The sequence below is a fragment of the Pseudomonas sp. Irchel s3b2 genome, assembly GCF_900187445.1.
In the GTDB taxonomy this organism is placed as follows: Bacteria; Pseudomonadota; Gammaproteobacteria; order Pseudomonadales; family Pseudomonadaceae; genus Aquipseudomonas.
Genome location: NZ_FYEB01000001.1, coordinates 1,231,264 through 1,257,720, shown reverse-complemented (window position 1 = coordinate 1,257,720; position 26,457 = coordinate 1,231,264). Strand labels below are relative to the sequence as shown.

Annotated in this window: 19 protein-coding genes; 7 read left to right on the top strand and 12 right to left on the bottom strand. The window is 59.0% G+C overall.

Annotated features, from left to right (window positions below; all coding sequences use genetic code 11):
- The first annotated feature begins 237 nt into the window (after nucleotides 1-237).
- From mfd to CKW20_RS05840, 3 genes are read left to right on the top strand one after another with little or no spacing between them, the layout of a single operon-like run.
- On the top strand, nucleotides 238-3,687 hold the full coding sequence (mfd, locus tag CKW20_RS05850) for a transcription-repair coupling factor (RefSeq protein ID WP_095052059.1): 3,450 nt from the start codon (nucleotides 238-240) through the stop codon (nucleotides 3,685-3,687).
- Nucleotides 3,688-3,697: 10 nt separating this feature from the next.
- Nucleotides 3,698-4,276 carry a CsiV family protein gene (locus CKW20_RS05845; RefSeq protein WP_095052057.1) on the top strand — a complete coding sequence of 193 codons (579 nt, stop codon included), beginning with the start codon at nucleotides 3,698-3,700 and terminating at the stop codon, nucleotides 4,274-4,276.
- A gap of 11 nt (nucleotides 4,277-4,287) precedes the next feature.
- Nucleotides 4,288-6,981: a DEAD/DEAH box helicase gene (locus CKW20_RS05840; protein ID WP_095052056.1), complete on the top strand. Its 2,694-nt coding sequence runs from the start codon at nucleotides 4,288-4,290 to the stop codon at nucleotides 6,979-6,981.
- 123 nt (nucleotides 6,982-7,104) lie between these two features.
- Here CKW20_RS05840 and CKW20_RS05835 read toward each other — a convergent pair whose 3' ends face one another.
- The 3 genes from CKW20_RS05835 to CKW20_RS05825 form a co-directional block, all read right to left on the bottom strand.
- A complete protein-coding gene (locus CKW20_RS05835; protein ID WP_095052054.1) occupies nucleotides 7,105-7,842 on the bottom strand; it encodes an S-methyl-5'-thioinosine phosphorylase in 738 nt (245 codons plus the stop codon).
- 12 nt (nucleotides 7,843-7,854) lie between these two features.
- The gene (gene nagZ / locus CKW20_RS05830) at nucleotides 7,855-8,865 is read right to left on the bottom strand and encodes a beta-N-acetylhexosaminidase (RefSeq protein WP_095052053.1); all 1,011 of its coding nucleotides are present in this window, start codon (nucleotides 8,863-8,865) and stop codon (nucleotides 7,855-7,857) included.
- Nucleotides 8,866-9,023: 158 nt separating this feature from the next.
- The gene (locus CKW20_RS05825) at nucleotides 9,024-9,731 is read right to left on the bottom strand and encodes a TetR/AcrR family transcriptional regulator (RefSeq protein WP_095052051.1); all 708 of its coding nucleotides are present in this window, start codon (nucleotides 9,729-9,731) and stop codon (nucleotides 9,024-9,026) included.
- Between the two features lie 229 nt (nucleotides 9,732-9,960).
- Between CKW20_RS05825 and lexA the strand changes: the two genes are divergently transcribed.
- A complete protein-coding gene (gene lexA, locus CKW20_RS05820; RefSeq protein ID WP_007907770.1) occupies nucleotides 9,961-10,569 on the top strand; it encodes a transcriptional repressor LexA in 609 nt (202 codons plus the stop codon).
- Nucleotides 10,570-10,579: 10 nt separating this feature from the next.
- A complete protein-coding gene (sulA, locus tag CKW20_RS05815; protein WP_008073066.1) occupies nucleotides 10,580-11,053 on the top strand; it encodes an SOS-induced cell division inhibitor SulA in 474 nt (157 codons plus the stop codon).
- A gap of 93 nt (nucleotides 11,054-11,146) precedes the next feature.
- On the opposite strand, the gene CKW20_RS05810 is transcribed toward sulA, so the two are convergent.
- From CKW20_RS05810 to CKW20_RS05780, 7 genes are all read right to left on the bottom strand, one after another.
- The gene (locus tag CKW20_RS05810; protein WP_095052267.1) at nucleotides 11,147-11,380 is read right to left on the bottom strand and encodes a hypothetical protein; all 234 of its coding nucleotides are present in this window, start codon (nucleotides 11,378-11,380) and stop codon (nucleotides 11,147-11,149) included.
- 141 nt (nucleotides 11,381-11,521) lie between these two features.
- A complete protein-coding gene (locus tag CKW20_RS05805) occupies nucleotides 11,522-12,046 on the bottom strand; it encodes a DUF6586 family protein (protein ID WP_095052049.1) in 525 nt (174 codons plus the stop codon).
- Nucleotides 12,047-12,189: 143 nt separating this feature from the next.
- A complete protein-coding gene (topA, locus tag CKW20_RS05800) occupies nucleotides 12,190-14,817 on the bottom strand; it encodes a type I DNA topoisomerase (RefSeq protein ID WP_095052048.1) in 2,628 nt (875 codons plus the stop codon).
- A gap of 114 nt (nucleotides 14,818-14,931) precedes the next feature.
- Complete coding sequence (locus tag CKW20_RS05795) at nucleotides 14,932-15,168, bottom strand: DUF1653 domain-containing protein (RefSeq protein WP_007907781.1); 237 nt, start codon at nucleotides 15,166-15,168, stop codon at nucleotides 14,932-14,934.
- 98 nt (nucleotides 15,169-15,266) lie between these two features.
- Nucleotides 15,267-16,442, bottom strand: a complete 1,176-nt coding sequence (gene fadA, locus CKW20_RS05790; protein ID WP_095052046.1) for an acetyl-CoA C-acyltransferase FadA — start codon at nucleotides 16,440-16,442, stop codon at nucleotides 15,267-15,269.
- Nucleotides 16,443-16,472: 30 nt separating this feature from the next.
- Nucleotides 16,473-18,620: a fatty acid oxidation complex subunit alpha FadB gene (fadB, locus tag CKW20_RS05785; RefSeq protein ID WP_095052045.1), complete on the bottom strand. Its 2,148-nt coding sequence runs from the start codon at nucleotides 18,618-18,620 to the stop codon at nucleotides 16,473-16,475.
- Nucleotides 18,621-19,166: 546 nt separating this feature from the next.
- Complete coding sequence (locus tag CKW20_RS05780) at nucleotides 19,167-19,604, bottom strand: hypothetical protein (protein WP_095052044.1); 438 nt, start codon at nucleotides 19,602-19,604, stop codon at nucleotides 19,167-19,169.
- A 104-nt stretch (nucleotides 19,605-19,708) separates the two neighbouring features.
- Between CKW20_RS05780 and CKW20_RS05775 the strand changes: the two genes are divergently transcribed.
- Nucleotides 19,709-20,146: a universal stress protein gene (locus CKW20_RS05775; RefSeq protein WP_030128421.1), complete on the top strand. Its 438-nt coding sequence runs from the start codon at nucleotides 19,709-19,711 to the stop codon at nucleotides 20,144-20,146.
- Nucleotides 20,147-20,329: 183 nt separating this feature from the next.
- Here the strand turns inward: CKW20_RS05775 and CKW20_RS05770 are convergent, their stop codons facing one another.
- On the bottom strand, nucleotides 20,330-22,249 hold the full coding sequence (locus CKW20_RS05770; RefSeq protein ID WP_095052042.1) for an ATP-binding cassette domain-containing protein: 1,920 nt from the start codon (nucleotides 22,247-22,249) through the stop codon (nucleotides 20,330-20,332).
- 213 nt (nucleotides 22,250-22,462) lie between these two features.
- On the opposite strand from CKW20_RS05770, the gene CKW20_RS05765 reads away from it, so the two are divergent.
- On the top strand, nucleotides 22,463-24,391 hold the full coding sequence (locus CKW20_RS05765) for a transglycosylase SLT domain-containing protein (RefSeq protein ID WP_095052041.1): 1,929 nt from the start codon (nucleotides 22,463-22,465) through the stop codon (nucleotides 24,389-24,391).
- 79 nt (nucleotides 24,392-24,470) lie between these two features.
- On the opposite strand, the gene CKW20_RS05760 is transcribed toward CKW20_RS05765, so the two are convergent.
- Nucleotides 24,471-26,255, bottom strand: a complete 1,785-nt coding sequence (locus CKW20_RS05760) for an ABC transporter transmembrane domain-containing protein (protein WP_095052266.1) — start codon at nucleotides 26,253-26,255, stop codon at nucleotides 24,471-24,473.
- Nucleotides 26,256-26,457 lie beyond the last annotated feature (202 nt).

The window sequence follows — 26,457 nt, the reverse complement described above, 5'->3', positions numbered from 1 at the left end:
AGTAAAACCGGGGCTTTCAGCACAGTCAATTTTTCGACGATAACGCAACCGTGTCCGTAACCCTCCGAAACACTGACCGGTTTCGGCACTACATTTTCAGTATCAAACCGCCATTTTTTGTCATAACCACTACATTTCACCCAACCTGTGCATATAGACACAGTCTGCAACTGACAGCCGGCACCTGAGGCCGTTACAATTGTCGACTTTGTCGCAACGCTTGGAGCTCAACCTTCCGTGCCCGTTCTGCGTCTACCGCTTCTCCCTGCCGCGGCAGGTAAACAGCACTGGGGCAACCTGCCCGGTGCCGCCCTGAGCCTGGCCATAGCCGAGGCCGCCAGCGCTGCCAAGCGCTTTACCCTGCTACTGACCGCCGACAGCCAGAGTGCCGAACGGCTGGAACAGGAGCTGAGTTTCTTCGCCCCGGATTTGCCTGTTCTGCATTTCCCCGACTGGGAAACCCTGCCCTACGACCTGTTCTCGCCACACCAGGACATCATCTCCCAGCGCATCTCCAGCCTGTATCGGCTGCCGGAGCTGGCGCATGGGGTGCTGGTCGTGCCGATCACCACGGCTCTGCACCGTTTGGCGCCGACCAAGTTTCTGCTCGGCAGCAGCCTGGTGCTGGACGTCGGCCAGAAGCTCGATGTCGAGCAAATGCGCAGCCGGCTTGAAGCCAGCGGCTATCGTTACGTCGATACAGTCTATGAGCACGGCGAATTCACCGTACGCGGTTCGCTGATCGATCTGTTCCCGATGGGCAGCAAACTGCCCTTCCGCATCGACCTGTTCGATGATGAAATCGAGACCCTGCGTACCTTCGATCCGGAAAACCAGCGCTCCATCGACAAGGTGGACACCGTCCGCCTGCTGCCGGCGCGGGAATTCCCGCTGCAAAAGGACGCGGTCACCCGTTTCAAGGCGCGCTTCCGTGAGCGTTTCGATGTCGACTTCCGCCGCTGCCCGATCTTTCAGGACTTGAGCAGCGGGATTACACCGGCGGGTATCGAGTACTACTTGCCGTTGTTCTTCGACGAAACCTCCACCCTGTTCGATTACCTGCCCCAGGACACTCAAGTGTTTTCCCTGCCTGGAATCGAACAGGCCGCGGAGAATTTCTGGAACGACGTACGCAATCGCTATGAAGAGCGTCGCGTCGATCCATCCCGTCCTTTATTGCCACCGGCCGAGCTGTTCTTGCCCGTGGAAGATTGCTTTGCCCGCCTGAAGAGCTGGCCCCGTGTGGTTGCCAGTCAACAGGACGTGGAAACCGGTGTCGGTCGCGAGCGCTTCCCGGCTCAGCCGCTGCCGAACCTGGCCATCGAAGCCAAGGCCACTCAGCCGTTGGCGGCGCTGGCGGGCTTCCTCGACGAGTTCCCTGGCCGCGTGCTGTTCACCGCCGAGTCCGCGGGCCGTCGTGAAGTGCTGCTGGAATTGCTGGAACGCCTGAAGCTGCGGCCGAAAACCGTCGACAGCTGGCCAGACTTTGTTGCGAGCAAGGAGCGCTTGGCGATCACTATCGCGCCGCTCGACGAAGGTCTGTTGCTGGACGATCCAGCCTTGGCCCTGGTCGCTGAAAGCCCGTTGTTTGGTCAGCGCGTGATGCAGCGCCGCCGCCGCGAGAAACGCGCCGACGCCAACAACGATGCAGTGATCAAAAACCTCACCGAGCTGCGCGAAGGCGCACCGGTTGTGCACATCGATCATGGTGTCGGCCGTTATCTGGGGCTGACGATCCTGGAAATCGATAATCAAGCCGCCGAATTCCTGACCCTTGAATATGCCGAAAACGCCAAGCTGTACGTCCCGGTAGCCAACCTGCACTTGATCGCTCGTTACACCGGCAGCGACGATGCCTTGGCGCCACTGCACCGCCTCGGCTCCGAGACCTGGCAGAAAGCCAAACGCAAAGCCGCCGAACAGGTGCGCGACGTGGCCGCCGAGTTGCTCGACATCTATGCCCGTCGCGCCGCTCGCGAGGGCTATGCCTTCGCCGATCCGAAAGCCGATTACGCGACGTTCAGCGCCGGTTTCCCGTTCGAAGAAACCCCGGACCAGCAGACCACCATCGAAGCGGTGCGCGAAGACATGCTCGCACCGAAACCGATGGATCGCCTGGTCTGCGGCGACGTCGGTTTCGGCAAGACCGAAGTAGCGATGCGCGCGGCGTTCATCGCGGTGCATGGCGGTCGTCAGGTGGCGATTCTGGTGCCGACCACCCTGCTCGCCCAGCAACACTACAACAGTTTTCGCGACCGCTTCGCCGACTGGCCGGTGAGCGTGGAAGTGATGAGCCGGTTCAAGTCAGCCAAGGAAGTCAACACCGCAGTCGCGGACCTGGCCGAAGGCAAGATCGACATCGTTATCGGCACGCACAAGCTGCTGCAAGACGACGTGAAGATCAAAAACCTCGGGCTGGTGATCATCGACGAAGAGCACCGTTTCGGTGTCCGTCAGAAAGAACAGCTCAAAGCACTGCGCAGTGAAGTCGACATCCTGACGCTGACCGCCACACCGATTCCACGCACGCTGAACATGGCGGTATCGGGCATGCGCGACCTGTCGATCATCGCCACGCCGCCGGCCCGCCGCCTGTCGGTACGGACCTTCGTCATGGAGCAGAACAAGAGCACGGTCAAAGAAGCCCTGCTGCGTGAGTTGCTGCGTGGCGGTCAGGTCTACTACCTGCACAACGACGTGAAGACCATCGAGAAATGCGCCGCCGACCTCGCCGAACTGGTGCCGGAAGCGCGGATCGGCATCGGCCATGGGCAGATGCGTGAACGCGATCTCGAACAAGTGATGAGCGACTTCTACCACAAGCGCTTCAACGTGCTGATCGCCTCGACCATCATCGAGACCGGCATTGACGTGCCGAGCGCCAACACCATCATCATCGAGCGCGCCGACAAGTTCGGTCTGGCGCAGCTGCACCAATTGCGTGGCCGCGTCGGTCGCAGTCACCACCAGGCGTATGCTTACCTGCTGACACCGCCGCGCCAGCAAATCACTCCCGACGCGGAAAAGCGTCTGGAAGCGATCGCCAATACCCAGGACCTCGGCGCGGGCTTCGTACTCGCCACCAACGACCTGGAAATCCGTGGCGCCGGCGAACTGCTGGGCGACGGTCAGAGCGGGCAGATCCAGGCCGTCGGTTTCACGCTATACATGGAAATGCTCGAGCGCGCGGTGAAGTCGATCCGCAAGGGCGAACAGCCGAACCTCGATCAGCCGCTGGGCGGCGGTCCCGAAGTCAATCTGCGTGTACCGGCATTGATTCCCGAGGACTATCTGCCAGATGTTCATGCTCGATTGATTCTCTACAAACGCATTGCCTCAGCCACCGATGAGGAAGGCCTCAAAGACCTGCAAGTGGAGATGATCGACCGTTTCGGCCTGCTGCCTGAGCCGACCAAGAATCTGGTGCGGATCACGGCGCTGAAATTGCAGGCCGAACAACTGGGCATCAAGAAAGTCGACGGCGGCCCGCAAGGCGGTCGAATCGAATTCGCGGCCCAGACCCCGGTCGACCCGCTGACGCTGATCAAATTGATCCAGAGCCAGCCCAAACGCTACAAATTCGAAGGCGCCACGATGTTTAAATTCCAGGTGCCAATGGAGCGCCCGGAAGAGCGTTTTAATACCGTAGAGGCGCTGTTCGAGCGCCTCATTCCGACCACTGCTTGAAGGACGCCGCATGCGCCTGTTTCGCTCACTGACCTTGTTGACGATGTTAATCACGACGCTGGTCGCCCCCACGGCATTTGCCGACGATCTATATCAGGTTGAAATGATTCTGGTACGGCAAAACGCTGTGCCCGCCATCGTCAGCCGCGCCGCGCCGGAAGACTGGGATGCCGGCGCCCAACGCATCAGCCCCGACAGCTTTCGCACGCCAAGCCTTAATCCCGAAGTGGAAAAACTCACCGCCAGCAACGAATACACGGTGTTGCTGCACAAGGCCTGGCAACAGAACCTGGGTGAAGAAGCCAGCAAAGTGGCGATCAGCGAGGGTAAAGAACAATTCGGTCAGTTCCCGATCGAGGGCACACTGAGTCTGAAGCTGGGGCGCTTTACCGATGTCGACGCCGATTTCTGGGTCAACCAGATCGATGCCAACGGCCTGGTCACCGCCAGCGAACGCCTGAAGCAGGAAAGCCACACCAAGAACGGCCAACTGAACTTCCTCGACAACGGCCACCTGGGTCTGCTGATCAAGATCACCTCGCCGACCGCCCCTGCGCCTCGGCCAGTCCCCGATGTAATTCCGGACTGATTGAAGCCCTTATGTCCTCCGCGACCCTGAGCAAACCCCTGGCAACATCCTGGGTCAGCCGATTCAAGGAACAGAGCCTGGAGCGTGGCCGTCGCTACGCGCTGGAGAACCGCGTCAGGATCGTCGAAGTCGGCGATGCCACCATCACCGCTGCATGCGAAGGGTCCGGCGGTAACGTTTACCGTCAGACCATTCGCCTGCGCGAGTCAGCCAAAGCTACATTGCTGATGGTCGATGCCACCTGCACCTGCCCGGTGCGCAGCAACTGTAAACATTGCGCAGCGGTACTGCTGAAGGTCCAGGAAACCCTGACCTATCCCGCTGCCGCGCAAGATGCCGAGTTACTGGAAAAGCTTCAGGCTGTGCTGGAAAATCGCAGCCCGAAAGCGCCGCCGCAAGTCCTGGTGGACAACGTGCAACCGGTGCCGCGCCTGTGGCTGGCGAGCATTGAGTTCAGTGCCTTCGAACCGCGCAACGGCAAGATGCAGCGGTACATCCAGCATCGCGCGGCGCTGTCCTTCAGCTATCTGGATGAATACGTCAGCGGACAGAAAAACACTGACATCCTGATTCGCCAAGAGACGCAGACGTTGCGGGTAAAGCGTCACCCGGAAGTCGAACAGGCCTACAGGGAACAGTTACGAATCCTCGGTTTCAAGATCGCCACCCGACAAAGCAAGGCCCTGCCGGAAAGTGCCGGCGAACTCTACGAGATGGTCAACGACAGCGCCTGGCTGACCTTCACCCTCAACGAGCTGCCGAAGCTGCGCACCCAGGGCTGGGAGTTACAGATCGACGAAGATTTCGGCTTCGACCTGACCGCCGTCGATGACTGGTACGCCACTGTCGAGCAGGCACCGGAGCGCGACTGGTTCGATCTGGAATTGGGGATCATCGTCAACGGCGAACGGCTGAGCCTGTTGCCGATCCTGTTGAACCTGATGCGCTCCCACACCGAAATCCTCAACCCGGAACGCCTCGCTCGACGTCGCGACGACGAGCTGATCCTGGTGAACATTCCGCAACGCCGCAGTACCGACCAAGGTCCGTTGCAGGTCGCCCTGCCCTTCGGCCGCTTGAAACCGGTATTGGCCACCCTCGGCGAGTTTTATCTGCAAGAGCCCGGCGAAACCACACTGCGCCTGAGCAAGGCCGACGCCACACGATTGAATCCGCTGGAAGGTCTGCCATTGCTTTGGGAAGGTGGCGAGCAGATCCGCACCCTTGCCCAGCGCCTGCGCGACATAAAGGACCACACCGCCGCTGCGCCCGAAGGCTTGAATGCCACCTTGCGCCCGTATCAGCTGGAAGGACTGAGTTGGATGCAGTCGTTGCGGCAACTGGAAGTCGGCGGGATTCTCGCGGACGACATGGGTCTGGGCAAAACCCTACAGACCCTGGCGCACATTCTCAGCGAGAAGAACGCCGGGCGCCTTGATCGGCCGTGCATGGTGGTCATGCCCACCAGCCTGATCCCCAACTGGCTCGACGAAGCCGCGCACTTCACGCCGCAGCTCAAAGTGCTGGCGCTGTACGGTGCCAGTCGCAAAAAGCATTTCGAGCACCTGGCCGATTACGACCTGATTCTGACCACCTATGCGCTGCTGCCCAAGGACGTCGAGCGCCTGGCCGTGCAACCGTTTCATGTACTGGTGCTGGATGAAGCGCAGTACATCAAGAACCCCAATAGCAAGGCCGCCCATGCAGCCCGTGAGCTGAATGCTCGCCAGCGCCTGTGTCTGAGCGGCACGCCGCTGGAAAACCATCTGGGCGAGCTGTGGTCGCTGTTCCACTTCCTGCTGCCTGGCTGGCTCGGTGACGTGAAAAGCTTCAATCGCGATTACCGCGTGCCGATAGAAAAACGTGCCAGCGAAGTAAGACTTCAGCACCTCAATGGTCGGATCAAACCGTTCCTGCTGCGCAGGACCAAGGAACAGGTGGCCACCGAACTGCCACCGAAAACCGAGATCATCCATTGGGTCGAACTCAACGAAGCCCAGCGCGACGTGTACGAAACCATGCGCTTGGCCATGGACAAAAAAGTCCGCGACGAAATCACCCGCAAGGGTGTGGCGCGCAGCCAGATCATCATTCTTGAGGCGCTGCTGAAACTGCGTCAGGTGTGCTGTGATTTGCGCCTGGTCAACGACGCCGCCCTGCCCGCGCGCGGCAGTACCTCCGGCAAGCTCGATAGTCTGATGGAAATGCTTGAAGAGTTGTTTGAGGAAGGTCGGCGAATCCTGCTGTTTTCGCAGTTCACCTCAATGCTGTCGCTGATCGAGGATGAGCTGAAAAAGCGTGGCGTGGCGTATGCGATCCTGACCGGACAAACCCGCGACCGACGCACGCCAGTGAAGGAGTTCCAGAGCGGCACGCGTCAGATCTTTCTGATCAGCCTGAAGGCTGGTGGCGTAGGACTGAACCTGACCGAAGCGGATACGGTGATTCACTACGATCCCTGGTGGAACCCGGCGACGGAACATCAGGCGACGGATCGCGCCTATCGCATTGGTCAGGAGAAGCCGGTGTTCGTCTACAAGATGATTGCCAGGGGCACGGTGGAAGAGAAGATTCAGCATCTGCAGAAGGAAAAATCCGACCTCGCCGCCGGCGTGCTGGATGGGCGCCAGACCGGGGACTGGAAATTGCAGAGCGATGATATCGAAGCGTTGTTTGCGCCGCTGCCGGAGAAAATTGATAAGTAGCGGCGATAGGTAGATCGCCTTCGCGGGCAAGTCGGATCGCCGCCCGCTCGCTCCTACAGGAAATCACTGTACCTGTGGGAGCGTGGCTTGCCCGCGACGGGGTCGACTCGGTTTAACGATCTATCAACCTCTCAACACCCGCGCCAACGTCGACTTCACCTTACCCATCCCGTCATGCAACGCCTGCTCGATCTCGGCCATGGTGATCACCGCCGTCGACTTGCCCGCCGCCGGGTTCACTACCAGCGCCAGACAGGCGTAATCCAGCTCCAACTCACGCGCCAAAGCTGCTTCCGGCATGCCGGTCATGCCGACGATGTCGCAACCGTCACGTTCCAGCCGCGCAATTTCAGCGACGGTTTCCAGACGTGGGCCCTGGGTACAGGCGTACACACCATGGCTGCTGTAGCCAACGCCTTCAGCCGCCAACGCCGCGATCAATTGCTGACGCAAGGGTTCGCTGTAGGGATAGCTGAAGTCGATGTGTGTGACCTGTTCCAGGTCATCGGCGAAATAGGTGTGTTCGCGACCGCTGGTGTAGTCGACCAATTGATGTGGCACGCAGAAATGCCCGGTGCCCATCGCAGTATGAATCCCGCCCACTGCGTTGACCGCGAGAATCGCTTCGGCACCGGCCTGCTTCAAGGCCCACAGGTTGGCGCGGTAGTTCACCTGATGCGGCGGGAAACGGTGTGGGTGCCCATGACGCGCGAGAAACAGCACTTCCTTGCCGGCATACTCACCGATCTGCACCTCGGCCGAAGGCGCGCCATAAGGCGTGTCCACCGCCAATGACTGACGAATGCTCAAGCCTTCGAGTTGAGTCAGGCCGGTGCCACCGATGATCGCGTAAACCGTCATTACGGAAAATCCTTAATCAATCAATTGAGCTTCTCTGAGCGCGCCGATGGCCGCCAGCCAGCGTGGATCTTGACGGTATTCGGTGCTGGCGTACGCCTGCCCGCGCATCCGCGCAATACGCGCCGAAGGTTTGACCTTCAAACGCTGGGCGGCGCTCAAGGCCAGCTCGGCAGCCGCGCGATCGTTGCACACCAGACCCATGTCACAACCGGCAGTCAATGCCGCTTCGATGCGACTGGCGGCATCGCCAACCACGTGGGCACCGGCCATCGACAGGTCATCGCTGAAGATCACGCCATCGAACTGCAGCTCGCCGCGCAGAATGTCCTGCAACCAGCGACGGGAGAAACCTGCAGGCTGGGAATCGACTTGTGGATAAATAACGTGGGCCGGCATGACGGCGGCCAGTTGCTTGCTCAGTCGTGCGAATGGCACCAGGTCGTTGGCGCGGATCTCGTCGAGGCTGCGCTCGTCGTTGGGAATCGCGACATGGGAATCGGCCTCGGCCCAGCCATGACCGGGGAAATGCTTGCCGGTGGCGGCCATGCCGGCGCTGTTCATACCGCGGATGAAAGCACCGGCGAGCAAGGCTGCACGCTCGGGATCACCTTCGAACGAACGGGTGCCGACCACCGCACTGCGCTGATAATCCAGATCCAGCACCGGGGCAAAGCTCAGGTCGAGACCGACCGCCAGCACTTCGGTCGCCATGATCCAGCCACATTGCTCGGCCAGGTATTCGGCATTCGGGTTATCGGCGATGGCACGCATGGCTGGCAGCCGCACGAACCCCTGACGCAGCCGCTGAACCCGACCGCCCTCCTGATCCACCGCCAACAGCAGATCGGGACGAATGGCGCGGATCGCGGCGCTCAACTCTCGCACTTGACGCGGATGCTCGATGTTGCGGGCAAAAATGATCAGGCCGCCCACTTCGGGCTGGCGCAACAATTGGCGATCTTCAGACGTCAGCCAGGTACCGGCGACGTCCACCATCAACGAGCCTTGCAGGCCAGCAGTCATAGAAATTCCTTGATTACGATAAACCCGGCTCGCACGAATTCGCCGCCATGGGCTGTGCCCGGCAGGTCGGCGATATCAATGAGGGGCGGATTCAGAACGAGAGTCGGCATGGGCGGCTAGCTTAGCGGATGTCAGCTGCCGCGCCCACCCGTGTGCGGTTAAACCTTGGCGGCGACCGGGGCCGATTTGCTGCGCGGACGCAACTGCGCGGTAGCCATGGCGGTGTCGGTAACGCCGGTTTCAGCGCGCATGCCAGCCGCCAGAAATGGCACCATCAGACGCATCACTTGTTCGATGGAGGTGTTGACGCCGAAATCGGTCTCGGCAATCGCACGCAAGGCCTTGATCCCCGACATGCTGAACGCCGCGGCACCGAGCATGAAGTGCACGCGCCAGAACAGTTCGATCGGGGGAATGCGCGGAGCGGCCTCGTTGACCAGCATCATGTAGCGGCGGAACACCTTGCCGTACATATCTTCCAGATAACGACGCAAGTGCCCTTGGCTCTGACTGAAGGCCAGTCCCAGCAAGCGCATGAAAATGGACAAGTCATTACCGCTGCGTGGCTGCACCACCAGGGCTTGTTCGACGAGGATCTCAAGCAGCTCTTCAAGGGTTGGCTTGTTCTCGGGCCTGGCCTGACGGCGCTCCAGCTCTTTATCGAGACTGAGGCAGAATGGCCCGAGAAAACGCGAGAAGACCGCCTGAATCAGCGCCTTCTTCGACCCGAAGTGATAATTCACCGCCGCCAGATTGACACCGGCCTTGCTGGTGATCAGACGCAATGAGGTTTCAGCAAAACCTTTTTCCGCGAACAACTGCTCGGCAGCATCGAGAATGCGTTCAACGGTTTCCGACTGGGCCATGGCTACTCCGCCTGACAAACACTTGTTTGAAACATACGTTTCAGCCTTGGCCTTGTCAAGTCTGGCGGTTCGTTTTGGGAATGGTCGGTCAGGTATTTAACCATACAACAGTACCGCTTCAACCAGCGAGCGAAATGACCGTCCAGCGGCCGACAAAAAAAGGGGCATTGCCAAGACCAATTCACTGTATATAATCCCAGTCACTGTATAAAAAGACAGAGCGATCAATATGCTAAAGCTGACGCCACGCCAAGCAGAGATTCTGGCCTTCATCAAACGTTGCCTCGAAGACAACGGCTACCCGCCGACCCGTGCGGAAATCGCTCAGGAACTGGGGTTCAAGTCGCCCAATGCGGCGGAAGAACACCTCAAGGCGCTTGCCCGCAAGGGAGCGATCGAGATGACCCCGGGTGCCTCCCGCGGCATCCGCATCCCTGGCTTCGAAGCCAAGGCCGACGAGTCCAGCTTGCCGATCATTGGCCGGGTGGCTGCCGGTGCGCCGATCCTCGCCCAGCAGCACATCGAAGAATCCTGCAACATCAACCCTTCGTTCTTCCATCCTCGCGCCGACTATCTGCTGCGGGTCCATGGGATGAGCATGAAGGACGTCGGCATTTTCGACGGCGACCTGCTCGCCGTCCATACCACCCGTGAAGCCCGTAACGGTCAGATTGTGGTGGCACGGATCGGCGACGAAGTGACCGTCAAGCGCTTCAAGCGCGATGGCAGCAAGGTCTGGTTGATTGCCGAAAACCCTGAATTCGCCCCTATCGAAGTCAACCTGAAAGATCAGGAACTGGTTATCGAAGGCTTGAGTGTCGGCGTGATTCGCCGCTAAAGGAGGCTTTATGCAGTTCCCACATACCTCACAGCAAGCCCAACTGCCGTTGTTCGAGGCGTTCATGGCACAGCCATTGGCGCCGATCCTGAAAGACGTGGTCGAATCGCCCTGGAGCGCCGAGCCTGAAGTCTTCAGCGAGCTATCACTGCGCGGCGCGGCCGGGAACTGCCTGAACCTTCTGGCACCGATTCTCAGGGAACTAAGTCAGGATCAGGATGCACGCTGGCTGACACTGATCGCCCCGCCCGCCAGCCTGACACAAGCCTGGTTACGCGACGCCGGCCTGAACCGTGAGCGCATTCTGCTCCTGCAACCGCGTGGCACACAGAGCGCTCAGCAGTTGACCTGCGAAGCCTTGCGACTTGGCCGAAGCCATACGGTCGTCAGCTGGCTTAACCCGCTGAGCACAACGTCGCGGCAACAGTTGATCAGCGCCGCCCGTATCGGGGATGCGCAAAGTCTGAATATTCGACTGGGTTAACTGACAAACACGGTGCGCGCTGAACAGCGCGGGGCTTCTCCAAGGATAGAGAAGCCAACCCGTAAAGGTATCCGAAGAATCCGACGGGCGGGATCAATGAAGAACCCGAGGCCCCTCATCCTTATCAAATTCGCCTTCAACCAGGCGTCCTGCCATCTGAACACCGACGCTCAACATCGCCTTGGCGACTTCCACATGCTGGCCTTGCAGGAAAACCTTGGCATCCTCGGAGAAATCCAAAGTAACCAGAGAACCCTCGTCCTCGGCCCTGCGCAGCTCGATTCGGCCGTCTGGTAACTCGACAATTTCTAGAAAGGACGTTGGCATAAAGGTCTGTTCTCCACGAAAGGCGGGGATTATATAGGCATCAGCCAAGCTTCGCTCGGGATCTTGACCAAATGCCATCACGAAGAGAAATTTCTGACATCACTCTTCCTTGAGCGGCCCCATCCCTAAACACTCAATCTTTCAGCACTCGTTCAACCCTTCGCGAAACCGAATCGCCAGGCCTTTAAGGTTCTGACGCCAGCTCTCCAGCTCTTCGCGACTCAGCTCTTCAGGTGCCTCTTCTTCATCCAGATTAACAGCCAGAATGAGCGGCTGCGTCACATCGCCCTTGGGCTTATGCGGAGCGCGAGGCGGCTGAAACAATGCGGCATATGCCGACAGCAGTTTGGCCAGCCAGGTTTCAGGGTTTTGCGCCAGTTCGACCATCTCGGCCATTTCCGGAATAGCGATGGTTTCGAGCACTTCGCGGGTCAACAGCATCTCTGCCCGTGGCGCATTAGCCTGAGGCAGGCGATAGAAACCGGCGATTTCATGGCACAGCCCCAGCAAAGCACCGTACAGGTGAAACAACGCCGATTCGCGCCCGGCCTGAATCAGCGCCAAGGCGTTCATCGCCCGCCCCTCTTCGGCTTTGGCGAGCGCTTCCAGCGACAGGCCGGCGAAATAAATCTTCTGGTTGGTACGGGTATAGAGTTCGTGGGCCATGACGGCAGCCTCCACAACGAAATAATTGCTTCACGCAGGTCAGACAGTGTCGTGGATCACCTGAGCCTCCCGCAAGCCCAAAACAAAAAAGGCCGCATGAAAACCCGAGGGTTGTCATGCGGCCTTTTTTTATACAGCGGCTTTTAAGCTTTGGCTGCCGGACGCTTGTCTTCAACCGTCCACTTGCCGCCGTCGTAATACGCCTTCCAGCCAGTCGGCTTACCATCAACCTCAGTCTGCACGTACTGCTCTTTGGTCTTGCGGCTGTAACGGATCACTGCCGGGAGGCCGTCCGGATCTTTCTTCGGCGCTTCGCAAAGGAAGTGATACTTCGGATCGATCTCATCCTTGTGCGGCACGATCTCCATGACCAACGGAGCACGGGTCTCGCGGTTTTTCGGGAACTGGCTGGCCGCCAGGAACAGGCCGGAAGCACCGTCGCGCAGGATGTAGGTGTCGTTGACCTTTTCGCACTTGAGCTCAGGCATCTTCACCGGGTCCATCTTCGGCGGTGCCGCATCACCGCTTTTCAGCAGCTTGCGGGTGTTTTTGCAGGTTGGATTGGTGCAACCAAAGAATTTACCGAAGCGGCCAGTCTTGAGTTGCATCTCGCTGCCACACTTGTCGCATTCCAGGCTCGGACCTTCATAGCCCTTGATGCGATAGGTGCCCTCTTCGATTTCGTAGCCAGCGCAATCCGGGTTGTTACCGCAGATGTGCAGCTTGCGCTTCTCGTCGAGCAGATAAGCGTCCATGGCTGTGCTGCAGATCGGGCAGCGATGCTTGCCACGCAGGACCAACGACTCGGACTCACCCTCATCATCCGCAGCGATTTCATCGCCCGGCACCAGGTTGACGGTGGCTTTGCAGCGCTCTTTCGGCGGCAGGCTATAGCCCGAGCAACCGAGGAACACGCCCGTCGAGGCAGTACGAATCTGCATCGGACGACCGCAAGTCAGGCACGGAATGTCAGTCATGACCGGCTGGTTGGCCCGCATGCCGTTTTCCGGGCTTTCGGCCACTTCGAGTTTCTTCTTGAAGTCGCCGTAGAACTCGTCGAGCACGTTTTTCCAGTCGCGCTCACCCTGAGCAACATCATCGAGATTCTCTTCCATGCCGGCGGTGAAGCCGTAGTCCATGAGATTGGAGAAGCTCTCGGCCAGACGCTCGGTGACGATGTCGCCCATCTTTTCCGAATAGAAACGACGGTTGTGCAGCGCTACGTAGCCGCGGTCCTGAATGGTCGAAATGATCGCCGCGTAGGTCGAAGGACGACCGATGCCGCGTTTTTCCATTTCCTTAACCAGGCTCGCTTCCGAGTAACGCGCCGGCGGTTTGGTGAAGTGCTGGGTCGGATCAAGCTTGATCAGCTTCATCGCGTCGCCCTGGGCCATATCCGGCAGCACATCGTCATCGCCAGGCTTGGTGATTTGCGGCATGACGCGGGTGTAACCGTCGAACTTCAGGATGCGACCCTTGGCGCGCAGTTCGAAGTCACCGGCACCGACAGTGACCGTGGTCGACAGGTATTGGGCCGGCAGCATCTGGCAGGCCAGGAACTGGCGCCAGATCAGCTCGTAAAGTCGCTCGGCATCACGTTCCATGCCCGATAGTTTGCTTGGCTCGGTATTGGCGTCGGACGGACGAATCGCTTCGTGAGCCTCTTGTGCGCCTTCCTTGCTGCTGTAGACATTCGGGTTTTCCGGCAGGTATTTCTTACCGAACTCACCTTCAATATAAGTACGCGCCATCGTCACGGCATCGGCCGAGAGGTTGGTGGAGTCGGTACGCATATACGTGATGTAGCCGGCTTCGTACAAACGCTGGGCCATCATCATGGTTTTCTTCACACCGAAGCCCAGGCGGTTGCTTGCGGCCTGTTGCAGGGTGGAGGTGATGAACGGTGCCGACGGTTTGCTGCTGGTCGGCTTGTCTTCGCGCTTGACGATGCTGTAACTGGAAGCCTTGAGCTTCTCCAGCGCGGCCATGGCCTGGGCTTCGTTGAGCGGCTTGAAGGCTTCGCCTTTCTCGCGGGCCACGTCGAAGCGCACGGTCGCGCCCTTGGCGGTGCCGAGGTCGGCATGCACTTCCCAGTACTCTTCCGGGTTGAACGCGCGGATTTCACGCTCACGCTCGACCACCAGCTTCACGGCAACCGATTGCACGCGACCGGCGGACAGGCCACGGGCGATCTTGGCCCACAGCAGCGGCGAAACCATGTAACCCACCACACGGTCGAGGAAGCGGCGCGCCTGCTGGGCGTTTACCCGATCGATGTCCAGCTCGCCCGGTTTGGAGAAGGCTTCCTGGATCGCTTTCTTGGTGATTTCGTTGAACACCACGCGCTTGTAGCGGCTGTCGTCACCACCGATGGCTTCGCGCAGGTGCCAGGCAATGGCTTCCCCCTCGCGATCCAAGTCGGTTGCGAGATAGATGGTGTCAGCATCTTTGGCGAGCCGGCGCAGCTCTTCGATGACTTTTTCCTTGCCCGGGAGGATCTCGTACTTGGCTTTCCAACCATGATCGGGATCGACACCCATGCGCGAGACCAGCTGCTTGCGCGCTTTCTCTTTCGGCGTGAGCACCGGACCTTCACCTGCGGCGGCCTTGCCGCGCTTGGCGGCAGGTTCTTTGCTGGCGCTAGCCGAACCGCTGGTGGGCAGGTCTCGGATATGGCCGATACTCGACTTCACCACGTATTGGTTACCCAGATACTTGTTGATGGTCTTGGCCTTAGCCGGGGATTCCACAATGACCAGCGATTTGCCCATGGATCAGAAAATTCCTGAATTCTAGAAGTGAAAGGCGGTTGGCGCCTGACGCGGCACCGCTATATATAGTGGCTACAAGGTGAGGTCAAGCGCAGGAATCTGCGCGCACTCCCCTTATGGCTGAGGAAAAACGCTCGGTTCGGCTTGCACCAAAGCAAAGCGTGGCACCTGTTCGCCGTCAACCTCGACCGACTCCAGGAACATGCTCAAGGGACGCACCCAAAAGCCGTAATCGCCATACAGGGCTTGGTAGAAGACCACTTCTTCTTCGGTTTCAGAATGCCGCGCAACAGCGAATACGCGGTACTGCGGACCTTTGTAATGTTCGTAGAGCCCAGGTTGTATCGGCATGCTTTGGCCCTCACTCAAATTTTTTCAAAATAAAAATAAAATAAATCCGGAAAAACAAAAACCGGGGCACTTGGCCCCGGCTTCCATCAGCGAAACGCTTAAACGCGTTCGAAGACGGTGGAGATGCCTTGGCCGAGACCAATGCACATGGTAGCCACCCCGAAGGTGCCGCCATTCTGCTTCATCACGTTCAGCAAAGTGCCGGAGATACGCGCACCGGAACAACCGAACGGGTGACCCAGGGCGATCGCGCCGCCGTGCAGGTTAACCTTCTCGTTCATCTTGTCGAGCACTTTCAAATCTTTCAGCACTGGCAGGGCCTGTGCGGCGAAAGCTTCGTTGAGCTCGAAGAAGTCGATATCGCTGATGCCAAGGCCCGCGCGCTTCAGTGCTTTTTGTGTTGCCGGTACTGGACCATAGCCCATGATCGCCGGGTCCACACCTGCCACTGCCATCGAACGAATCACCGCCAAAGGCTGAATGCCCAGGTCCTGTGCACGCTGCGCCGACATTACGATCATGCACGAAGCACCATCGGTGATCTGCGACGAAGTACCGGCTGTCACGGTGCCGCCCTTCGGATTAAACGCTGGCTTCAGAGCCGCCAGGCTTTCCAGGGTAGTTTCCGGACGAATGGTTTCGTCGTAGTCGAACAGTTTCAGGAAACCGTTCTCGTCGTAGCCCTGCATCGGGATGATTTCGTCTTTGAACTTGCCTTCCACAGTCGCCTTGTGGGCGAGCTGGTGGGAGCGCACGCCAAAGGCGTCTTGCTGTTCACGAGTAATGCCGTGCATTTTGCCGAGCATTTCCGCGGTGAGGCCCATCATGCCCGAGGCTTTCGCCGCATACAGGGACATGTGCGGGTTCGGATCGACACCGTGCATCATGCTCACGTGACCCATATGCTCGACGCCACCAACCACGAACACGTCACCATTACCGGTCATGATCGCTTGCGCAGCGGTGTGCAGAGCACTCATCGACGAGCCACACAGGCGGCTGACGGTCTGGCCGGCCGAGGTGTGCGGGATCTGCGTCATCAGGGACGCCATGCGGGCGATGTTCCAGCCCTGCTCCAGGGTCTGGTTCACACAGCCCCAGATCACGTCTTCGACTTCGCTCGGGTCGACCTTGACGTTGCGTTCCAGCAATTTGCTGATCAGGTGCGCCGACATGTCTTCGGCGCGGGTGTTGCGGTGCATGCCGCCCTTGGAGCGGCCCATCGGCGTACGACCGAAGTCGACAATCACGACGTCTCTAGGATTCAAGCTCATATACTTTCACTCTCGCTCTAGTGTGGGCGCTTAACCGAAGAAGCTCTGACCGTTTTTGGCCATTTCACGCAGCTTCGCGGTCGGGTGGTACAGCGCGCCCAAATCAGCGTACTGGTCAGCCAGGGCAACGAACTCAGCAACACCGATCGAGTCGATGTAGCGCAGTGCACCGCCACGGAATGGAGGGAAACCAATACCGTAGACCAGACCCATGTCGGCTTCGGCGGCGGTTTCGACAATGCCGTCTTCCAGGCAACGCACGGTTTCCAGGCACAGCGGGATCATCATCCAGTTGATGATGTCCTCGTCAGTGACTTCGCGCTGTTCGAACACGATTGGCTTGAGCACTTCCAGTACCGAAGGATCGGCGACTTTCTTCTGCTTGCCGCGCTTGTCGGTCTCGTAGGCATAGAAGCCTTTGCCATTCTTCTGGCCCAGGCGCTTGGCTTCGTAGAGCACGTCGACGGCCGAACGGCGGTCGTCCTTCATGCGATCCGGGAAGCCTTCAGCCATGACATCACGACCGTGGTGACCGGTGTCGATGCCGACCACGTCCATCAGGTACGCCGGGCCCATCGGCCAGCCGAATTTTTCCATGACCTTGTCGATGCGGACGAAGTCCACACCGGCGCTGACCAGCTTGGCGAAGCCGCCGAAGTACGGGAACAGCACGCGGTTGACCAGGAAGCCAGGGCAGTCGTTGACGACGATCGGGTTCTTGCCCATTTTCTTGGCGTAGGCAACGGTGGTGGCAACAGCCACTTCGCTGGACTTCTCGCCACGAATCACTTCAACCAGCGGCATCATATGCACCGGGTTGAAGAAGTGCATGCCGACGAAGTTTTCCGGACGCTTGAGGGCTTTGGCCAGCAAGGTAATGGAAATGGTCGAGGTGTTGGACGCGAGGATGGTGTCCTCTTTGACCTTGTCTTCGACTTCGGCCAGAACGGCTTGCTTGACCTTCGGGTTCTCGACAACGGCTTCGACGACCAGGTCGACGTGACCAAAATCGCCGTAAGACAGCGTAGGACGAATGCCGTTGAGCACTTCAGCCATTTTCGCAGCGGTCATGCGACCTTTATCAACGCGGCCCACCAGTAGCTTGGCGGCTTCGGCCAGACCTTGCTCGATGCCGTGCTCGTTGATGTCTTTCATCAGGATCGGCGTACCTTTGGAGGCCGACTGATAAGCGATACCGCCACCCATGATGCCAGCGCCCAATACGGCGGCTTGCTTCACGTCCTTGGCGATTTCGTCATAGGCCTTGGCCTTTTTCTTCAGCTCCTGATCGTTCAGGAACAGACCGATCAAGCTCTGCGCGGCAGAGGTCTTGGCCAGTTTGACGAAACCGGCGGCTTCGACTTCCAGCGCCTTGTCACGACCGAAGTTCGCGGCTTTCTGGATAGTTTTGATCGCTTCAACCGGAGCAGGGTAGTTCGGGCCCGCTTGACCGGCCACGAAACCTTTGGCGGTTTCGAACGACATCATTTGTTCGATGGCGTTGAGCTTGAGTTTCTCGAGCTTCGGCTGACGCTTGGCTTTGTAGTCAAATTCGCCGGAGATGGCGCCCTTGAGCAGGTTCAGAGCCGCTTCCTGCAATTTCTCAGGGGCGACGACGGCATCGACGGCACCGACCTTCAGCGCGTCTTCAGCGCGGTTTTCCTTACCGGCAGCAATCCACTCGATGGCATTGTCGGCACCGATGATGCGTGGCAAACGCACAGTACCGCCGAAGCCTGGGTAGATGCCCAGCTTGACTTCCGGCAGACCGATTTTGGCGGTGCCGGCCATGACACGGAAATCTGCCGCCAGGCACATTTCAAGACCGCCGCCCAGTGCGATGCCATTGATTGCGGCGACCGTCGGGACGTTAAGGTCTTCGAAATCGCTGAAAATCTTGTTGGCTTCGAGGTTACCAGCGACAAGCTCTGCATCCGGCAGCTTGAAGTTGTCGACGAATTCGGTGATGTCGGCGCCGACGATGAACACGTCCTTGCCACTGCTGACGATCACACCCTTGATCGAAGCATCTGCCTTGATGGTGTCTACAGCCTGACGCAGTTCGTTCAGGGTAAGACGGTTGAACTTGTTGACGGACTCACCCTTGAGGTCGAATTTCAATTCGACGATGCCACTTTCAAGAGCCTTAACCGTGATGGCTTTACCTTCGTAAATCATCAACTGATCTCCACGATATGGAAGCTGAACAGTACACGTCGGACGCAGGCGACTGGCTCGGCAAGGACGTTTATCGTCGATGCTACGCCAATTCACCCGGCACACCCGCCAACGCGATAGTCGGGATTCTGTAGGAGCGCTCTGTAATACAAACGCTCAATTCATACGCCCGTTTGATTTGGGTGTGTCACCTTCACGGAATTTCCGGCAATTGTCAATCGCCCAAAATACTGGTTGAAACGCGACTTTCCGGTCACTTCCGTACCACGAAGCCCTGCAACACGCGGATGCATGTGAGGCCATTCATAGAATCAATAGTTAGAAAAGTCGCCCTAATGTCCGGCAGCCTGTGTTTAACAAGCTACGCTGGGCGGGACCCTGAAGAAAAAATTTGAACGCTTTGACGAATGCCCAGCGTAAGATCAGCGCACAAAGAATTACCGGCCTGCCTGGCCAACCTCAGCCCGATGATGATGTCGGGCTTTTTATTGCCTGCAAAACCTGTAGCAGCAGCCTCGCAGCCTCGGCAGCTGCTACTGATCGGGTTCAGGCGAGTGCTTTGAGGGTGGTGTCGATTTGTTGCAAAACAGATGCCTCGCCCTTCTCGCCCCAATACAGGGCAATCATTTGCTTGTCCGCCTCGACCTTGTAGACGTTGGCAGGCAATTTTTCGAAATGATTCAGCAGCATCCCATCCTCACAGACCTCTTGCCACTGATTGACCCACACGCCCGGCGCCTTCTGCCAGTAACTCCAGCACGCCGGTCGCGTGCCACGGCGCGGCCGATGGTATTGGGCGCAAGGGCTCGGCGGCTCCTGGCTCAGCCAGTGCGGCCAATCCTGGGGCGCCAGTTGCATGGCCAGGCCAATGCGCCGCGCCTCCATTCGCAGGGCCATGCGCCCGCTCTGACTACGAGAGGGCCGCAACCAGGCCAGCGGGCTCAAGACCACCAGCAGGATTGACACCACTATCCAGACCGTCATATCTGTACTCCCGATTCTTGATGAGCCCATTGAGTCACTTTGAAACCAATGCGCTTGAAACCAGCCATACTTACCAATATTGCAATCCTCAGGAGGAGCACCTCATGCCCTACCACCACATTCTGGTCGCTGTAGACCTAACCGAAGAGTGCGATCCTGTCATCCACCGAGCTCGCGAACTTTCGGTGAGCAATGGCGCGAAGCTGTCCCTGGTGCATATCGTCGAACCGATGGCCATGGCCTTTGGCGGCGACGTACCGATGGACCTTTCCCAGTTGCAACAACAACAGTTCGATCAGGCCAAAGAGCGCCTTGAGCGATTGATCGTGAAATACCCGGAACTCTCCAAGGAATACAGTCACTTGACCTACGGCCAGCCGCGCCAGGAGATTCACCACCTCGCCAAGGAGCAAACGTGCGACCTGATCGTGGTGGGCAGTCATGGCCGACACGGTCTGGCGCTGTTGCTCGGTTCCACCGCCAATGACGTACTGCACGGCGCGCCTTGCGATGTGCTCGCGGTGCGCCTGATCAAAAGCTAAACCCCTTGTAGGAGCTGGCTTGCCAGCGAAAGCGGCGGCCCAGTCAACATCGTCGCTGAATATAAAATTGCGTTCGCTGGCAAGCCAGTTCCAACAACAAGCCAACTCCTGCAAAGAGATGCATTTCATACGAAAAGCCCGGCGTTCATCACTGAACGCCGGGCTTTTTTATCGCTGGATCAATCAGGCATCCAGCTCGGCCCAGCGCTCGACCATCACGTCGAGTTCAGCCTGCAACTGCTCCAGCTGAGCGATCACCGCAGCCGTTTCGGCAGCAGGACGCTGATAGAAACCGGCATCCGCCATCTGCGCTTCAACTACCGCGATCTGCTGCTCCATGGCTTCGATCTGACCCGGCAAGGCTTCCAGCTCACGCTGCAATTTGTAGCTGAGCTTCTTCTTTGCCACCGGCGCCTCTACTGCCGCAGTGACTGGCACTGGTTCAGCAGTGACGACAGCCGAGTTCAAGTCGGCCTTGCCGGACTTGCTCTCGGTCACACCCAACAGGCGCGGCGAGCCGCCCTGACGCAGCCAGTCCTGATAACCGCCGACGTATTCGCGAACCTTGCCTTCGCCTTCGAAGACCAGGGTGCTGGTGACCACGTTATCGAGGAATGCCCGGTCGTGGCTGACCATCAGCACGGTGCCGTTGAAGGTCAGCAAGACCTCTTCCAGCAGCTCGAGGGTTTCCACGTCGAGGTCGTTGGTCGGTTCGTCGAGTACCAGCAGGTTCGCCGGTTTGCTGAACAGTTTAGCCAGCAACAGACGGGCACGTTCACCACCGGACAGCGCCTTGACCGGCGTGCGGGCACGCTGCGGGCTGAACAGGAAGTCGCCGAGGTAGCTCAGCACATGGCGGCTCTGACCATCGATATCGATGAAGTCGCGACCTTCGGCCACGTTGTCGATCACGGTCTTTTCCAGGTCCAGCTGATGGCGCAACTGGTCGAAGTAGGCCACGTCGATGCGCGTCCCCTCTTCCACTGTGCCGCTGGTCGGCTGCAGGCCGCTGAGCATCAGTTTCAGCAGCGTGGTCTTGCCGGTACCGTTGGCGCCGAGCAGACCGATACGGTCGCCGCGCTGCAGAACCATCGAGAAATCCTTGATCAGGAACGGACCGCCCGGGTGCGCGAAGCTCACGTTCTCGAGGACCATGACCTGTTTACCGGACTTGTCGGCGGTATCCAGCTGAATGTTGGCCTTGCCGGTGCGCTCACGACGCTCGCTACGCTCGACGCGCAAGGCTTTCAGGGCGCGGACGCGGCCTTCGTTACGGGTGCGACGAGCCTTGATGCCCTGGCGGATCCAGACTTCTTCCTGGGCCAGTTTCTTGTCGAACAGCGCGTTGGCGGTTTCTTCAGCCGCCAGCGTCGCCTCTTTGTGCACGAGGAAACTGGCGTAATCGCCGTTCCAGTCGATCAGGCCACCGCGATCCAGTTCCAGAATGCGGGTCGCGAGGTTCTGCAGGAATGAACGGTCGTGCGTGATGAACAGCACGGCGCCCTGGAAATCCTTCAGCGCTTCTTCAAGCCAGGCAATGGCGCCGATGTCCAGGTGGTTGGTCGGTTCGTCGAGCAGCAGCAGATCCGGTTCGGAAACCAGGGCTTGGGCCAGCAGGACGCGTCGACGCCAGCCGCCGGACAATTCGGCGAGGGTCTTGTCGGCCGGCAGTTGCAAGCGGCTCAAGGTGCTGTCGACCAGTTGCTGCAAACGCCAGCCGTCTCGGGCTTCGAGGTCGTGCTGAACGTGCATCAGTTTGTCCAGGTCAGCGTCGGTGACGATGTTCTGGCTCAGGTGATGATATTGCGCGAGTAGCTCGCCGACACCGTCCAGGCCTTCGGCAACCACGTCGAACACAGTCCGCTCGTCGGCTACCGGCAATTCTTGCGGCAATTCGCCAATCTTTAGGCCAGGTGCGCGCCAAACAGAGCCGTCATCGGGCTTCTGGTCGCCCTTGACGAGCTTCATCATGCTGGACTTGCCAGTGCCATTGCGGCCGATGATGCACACCCGCTCACCACGGGCGATCTGCCAGGACACCTTGTCCAACAACGGCATAGCGCCGAAAGCAAGGGACACATCGCTGAATTTGAGCAGGGTCATGAGCTTCTCCAAAAACCGGGCGCGCATTCTACCTGACTTGAGGCTGCAGAAGGCCGGCAATTTCAATGTCGAAGCACTCTGCACAACAATTGTTGCGAACTTGTGCCGACCGCTCGGCAAAGCTTTCGCCCCTTGCTGGCAAAAGGCTAAGCTACAGACAATTCAGTGCCGCGCTTGCTGGCACTTGTCATGATTTCTCTGCCCGGACGTCTCATGCGCAGTCGCCTTTTCAATCTTTTTTCATGTTTGCTTCTTACAGCCGCTGTCGCTCAATCCGCCCAGGCGGTGGACCTGTCCACCCAACGCCAGTATTACGATGAAGCCAAGCGTGCCTTGGCCAAAGGCGATACCGGCCCTTATTTCCGTTACCGCCAGGCTCTGAGCGATTATCCGCTGGAGCCCTATCTGGCTTATGACGAATTGACCGCGCGCCTGAAAACCGCGAGCAATGCCGAAATCGAAAAATTCCTCGCCGAACACGGTGACCTGCCGCAAGCCAACTGGATGAAGTTGCGCTGGCTGCGCTGGCTGAGCGAACGCGGGGATTGGGCAACCTTCGTCAAATATTATGATCCCAAACTCAATTTCACCGAACTCGACTGCCTGAACGCGCAGTATCAGATCAGTCATAACCGCAAGGCCGAAGGCTACGCCAACGCCAATAAACTCTGGCTGACCGGCAAAACCCAACCCGACGCGTGCGATGGTGTGTTCGGCATGTGGGCCGCCGAGGGTCAACTGACCGAACAGAAACGCTGGGAACGCACCAAGCTCGCCGCCCAGGCGCGCAACTATCCGCTGGCCAACAGCCTGATCAATAGCCTGACGACACTCGCCCCGCGCGGTCGCCTGCTGGTGGATGTGGCGCAGAAGCCCGAGTTGCTCAATCAGCCATCGCGCTTCATCCCGGCCGATGAACCGATGTCCGACATCGTCAGCCTCGGCCTGCGCCGTCTGGCCCGTCAGGATCCGGACAAAGCCATGGCCCTGCTCGACGGTTACGCCAGCAGCATGCACTTCTCCCGTGACGAAAAAGTCGCGATTGCCCGAGAAATCGGGCTGACCCTCGCCAAACGTTTCGACAGCCGTGCGCTGGACGTGATGACCAAATATGACCCGGAGCTGCGGGACAACACCGTTTCCGAATGGCGCTTGCGCCTGCTGTTGCGCCTGGCCCGTTGGGACGATGCCTATCAATTGACCCGCCGCCTGCCCCAAGACCTGGCCACCACCAACCGCTGGCGTTACTGGCAGGCTCGCAGCCTGGAGCTGGCACAGCCACAGAATCCGGAAGCCCAGACGCTTTACAAGAACCTGGCTCATGAGCGCGACTTCTACGGTTTCCTGGCGGCCGACCGCTCGCAATCCCCCTATTCGCTGAACAACAAACCGCTGGTACTCAGCCAGGCGCTGATCAACAAGGTGCGCAATACCCCTGGCATACGACGTGCCCTGGAATTCCATGCGCGCGGGCAGATCGTCGACGGTCGTCGCGAGTGGTACCACGTCAGCCGGCACTTCAGCCGCGATGAAATGGTCGCTCAGGCGAAATTGGCTTACGACCTGAAATGGTATTTCCCGGCGATCCGTACCATCAGTCAGGCGAAGTACTGGGACGACCTGGATATCCGCTTCCCGATGGCCCACCGCGAAACCCTGGTGCGCGAAGCCAAGGTCCGTGGACTGCACTCGAGTTGGGTATTCGCCATCACCCGTCAGGAAAGCGCCTTCATGGCCGATGCGCGCTCCGGCGTCGGCGCCAGCGGCCTGATGCAGCTGATGCCCGGCACCGCCAAGGAAACCGCGCGCAAGTTCAGCATTCCCCTCGCTTCGCCGCAGCAAGTGTTCGACCCGGACAAAAACATCCAGCTCGGAGCCGCTTACCTGAGCCAGGTCCACAGCCAATTCAACGGCAACCGCGTCCTCGCCTCTGCCGCCTACAACGCCGGCCCCGGCCGCGTGCGTCAATGGCTGCGTGGCGCCGATCACCTGAGCTTCGATGTGTGGGTGGAAAGCATCCCGTTCGACGAAACCCGGCAGTACGTGCAAAACGTGCTGTCGTACTCGGTGATCTACGGCCAGAAGCTCAACTCACCACAACCGTTGGTGGATTGGCATGAACGGTATTTCGACGATCAGTGAGCCTGCTTTGAAACGCTGACAAAAATGCCCGCATCGATTGATGCGGGCATTTTTTATGGCGCTCTACTGGGTCGGTTACTTAGTCGGTTACTTGGTCGGTTGGGGCATGGTGCCCATCACTAAACTGCAACGCCGCCAGCCGTGCATACAGCGCATTACTCGCAATCAACTCCTGATGCGTCCCCACCGCCACCAGTTTCCCTTGGTCCATCACTGCGATCCTGTCAGCATTTTTCACCGTAGCCAGTCGGTGGGCGATGACCAGTGTGGTGCGATTTTTCATCAGGCTGGGCAGGGCTTGCTGGATCAGGTGCTCGCTCTGGGCGTCGAGGGCGCTGGTGGCTTCGTCCAGCAGCAGGATCGGTGCGTCTACCAGCAGCGCTCGGGCGATGGCCAGGCGCTGGCGTTGCCCGCCGGACAAACCGAGACCAGCGTCGCCGAGGTGAGTCTGGTAGCCGTTGGGCATTTGCTCGATGAAGTCGTGTGCGTAGGCGATTTTCGCGGCTTCCTGGACCTGAGCCAACGTCGCCGTCGGGTGGCCGTAGCGAATGTTCTCTTCGATACTGCCGTAGAACAGCGCCGGGGTTTGTGAGACGAGGGCGAAACAGCGGCGCAGGTCCAGTGGGTCGAGTTGAGTCAGCGGCACACCGTCCAACAAGATGCGTCCTTGGGCGGGGTCGTAAAAGCGCAGCAGCAGGTCATACACCGTTGACTTACCGGCACCGGACGGCCCGACCAACGCCAGGGTTTCACCAGCGTTAATCGTCAGATTCAAACCATCGACGGCATAGCTTTGCGGACGCGACGGGTAGGAAAAGCGCACATCTTGCAGCACCAGATCGCCCTTCACCCGCTCAGGCAAAGTCACCAGGCCCTGGGTTGGTGGCTGGATGATGTTTTCCGAACGCAACAACTCTGCAATACGTTCCGCCGCCCCCGCCGCTCGCTGCAGTTCGCCGATCACTTCACTCAACGTGCCGAAGGCACCGCCGACGATCAGGCTGTAAAAGACGAACGCTGCCAGTTCACCCGCAGAAATCCGCCCGGCGATGACATCCATGCCACCGACCCAAAGCATCACCCCGACTGCGCCCAACACCAGCAGGATCACCAGGGTAATCAACCAGGCTCGCTGGAAGATGCGCTTGCGGGCGGTGTTGAAAGCCTCTTCCACGGTCGTGGCAAAACGCTGCTCGTCCTGAACCTGATGGTTGTAGGCCTGCACGGTTTTGATCTGACTCAGGGTTTCAGAGACATAACTGCCGATATCGGCAATCCGGTCCTGACTCAGACGCGACAGAGTGCGCACCCGGCGACCAAAAATCAGGATCGGCGCAACCACCAGCGGCAATGCGACCACCACGATGCTGGTGAGTTTGGGGTTGGTGATAAACAGCAAGACAATCCCGCCGATCACCATCAACCCATTACGCAGAAACAGTGACAGCGAAGAGCCGATTACCGATTGCAACAGCGTGGTGTCGGCAGTCAGCCGCGACTGGATCTCGGAGCTGCGGTTGTCTTCATAAAAGCCCGGATGCAGGTAGACCAGATGGTTGAACACCCGACGGCGGATGTCCGCGACAACACGCTCGCCGATCCACGACACCAGGTAAAACCGTACAAAGGTGCCAATCGCCAGGCCAACCACCAGCAGCATGAACACGCCGATCGATCGGTTGAGCAAATGCGGCGACTGGGTCATGAAACCCTGGTCCACCAGCAGGCGAATACCCTGCCCCATGGACAAGGTGATGCCGGCAGTGACGATCAACGCCAACAAAGCGCCCAAGGCCGGCCAGCGATAAGGCGCGAGGAAACGGCTGGCCAGACGAATGGCGCGGCGGTGACGAGAAGAGAGCATGAAGATCATCCGATGGCGCAACCAATGGGCTTTGACTCAACCAAGCCTACACCGTCAACGGGATTGAACGCTGTAAATCATAATGAGTCAGGTTAATTATGACCGCCAAGACTAGTGACTAGAGATTATTGGTCTAAAGTCCGGGTGGAAACGTCAGGGTATTTCTGATGGACTAAAGGTGCCGACCTGAAGATCGCAGGGA